We start from the raw sequence: 1,544 nt of genomic DNA, 5'->3' as shown, positions 1-1,544 counted from the left end.
CGACCAGTAAATAATCAATCCTTCTGTCTTTATTATTGTATGTATCTCTAATTGGAGCTTCTTTGAATGCATATATGTACTTAGGATACAGAAACAATATTATTTGAAGTAACTCTTTTTGCCACTGATTTTCATTATATGAATTATTATCATCATCAAGCATCGACTTTAGCTTTCGTAAAAGGCCTTGGTATTTACATAATTCAATGTCAGAGTATTCATATTGAACATCACCTCCTTTTTTACTGATTTTCTTATTTAAATATGTATGATATTTTCCTTCATAGTCCTCTTTAGTATCTAAATATGACGATAACACAGCACTTATTCGAGCTAATGTATACTTTTTTCGTTCGTATGAATTAGGAAACTCATCTAATAATTCTTTAAAAACTGACGCTGGTATAGAATTTTCTTCTTCGCCACCAATATAGATAGAGCTATTTATAATTTCATTAATTTGTCTAAAAATAGATATATTAGAATAGGCAACAAACATTTTTTTCTCTAAATTTAACATCTTCATCTATATAAAGATCATAATCTAGATTTAAGAAACCTTTAGGGAAGCAATAATATCCTTGTTTTTTTTTCGCAACTTCAAACTCTACTGGATCATACTCATTATCTTTGTCAAAAGACGAAACCAATTCATTTTTAGTAACATGAAATGTACTGTAAAGTTTAGCTATTTCTTTTTCTTCAATCTTGGCATAAAGCCAAGCAGAACCGGATTCCGTGCCTGTATAAAGAAGAACAACCTTATTCTTAATTAATTTAAATTCAATCATAGCTCAATAACTGAAGTTTCTTAATATTTATTTATAATAGAATTTAAACAATGTCGCAACTATATGAAAAAAATAATCTTTTCATTCAATTCAGAAGCTTTCGCCTAAGAGGAATTAAATGGGGGTTTGCTATAAACATGGCAAAGCACCTAAAATAAACCCCGACGTGCCAGCATCGCGATCTTTAGCTACTCAATAATTAAGAAACTTCAGCTCAATAATACCTGCGTATTTTATCATCCGGGGGGGGGGATTCTTTATTGTCCTGTCGCATAAGCTTCACTTTCTCATTTTCCAAAATGACATCATTTTGTATGCGGTTTAATTTGTCACGTACACATACAAGTAAGTTTAGCCCCTGTAATGCCTGTAGGCCGCATTTTGCAAATTCTACGATATACCGTTCATGTGGGGAATATATTGGCTCCCTACGGGACGTGTTGGTAAGGGGTGGATAACGAAAAGATGTTATCCACCCCTTACCAACACTAGCCAACACATTCCCCACAATCACTCTCAATCACAGCAATATGGTTTCTCTTAAACCGCGCTCCGCGCATCAATAATAAACAATGATAATTTGTAAGAATAAAAAGATAAGAAAAGAAGCCCAGACGCGAAGAGCAAGTGTGGGCAAGAACACCCATTAAACACATAGATTGTAAGGTTTTACCTGTTTATCTTTCCCACTCAAAATGCTAATGATTTTTTTAGCTATTTCGAGGGAGAATAAACAGAATAATCGAGTTTTTA

1 protein-coding gene and 1 pseudogene are annotated in these 1,544 nt (G+C 33.0%); both read right to left on the bottom strand.

Features of this window, described 5'->3' with window-relative positions:
* Window positions 1-499, bottom strand: a pseudogene (locus CDZ78_RS20250) (Shedu immune nuclease family protein); the annotation flags it as partial.
* Window positions 480-791, bottom strand: a complete 312-nt coding sequence (locus CDZ78_RS20245; RefSeq protein ID WP_087871562.1) for a hypothetical protein — start codon at window positions 789-791, stop codon at window positions 480-482. The gene CDZ78_RS20245 and the pseudogene CDZ78_RS20250, both read right to left, overlap by 20 nt.
* Window positions 792-1,544 lie beyond the last annotated feature (753 nt).

This window comes from Bathymodiolus platifrons methanotrophic gill symbiont, from assembly GCF_002189065.1.
Taxonomy (GTDB): Bacteria; Pseudomonadota; Gammaproteobacteria; order Methylococcales; family Methylomonadaceae; genus Methyloprofundus.
Note: the sequence above shows the minus strand (reverse complement) of the source record. Positions and strands in the feature narration are given on the sequence as shown.

Bases quoted from the DNA above. Each gene is read 5' to 3' on its own strand.
- CDZ78_RS20245 (WP_087871562.1), bottom strand. From the start codon at position 791: ATGATTGAATTTAAATTAATTAAGAATAAGGTTGTTCTTCTTTATACA.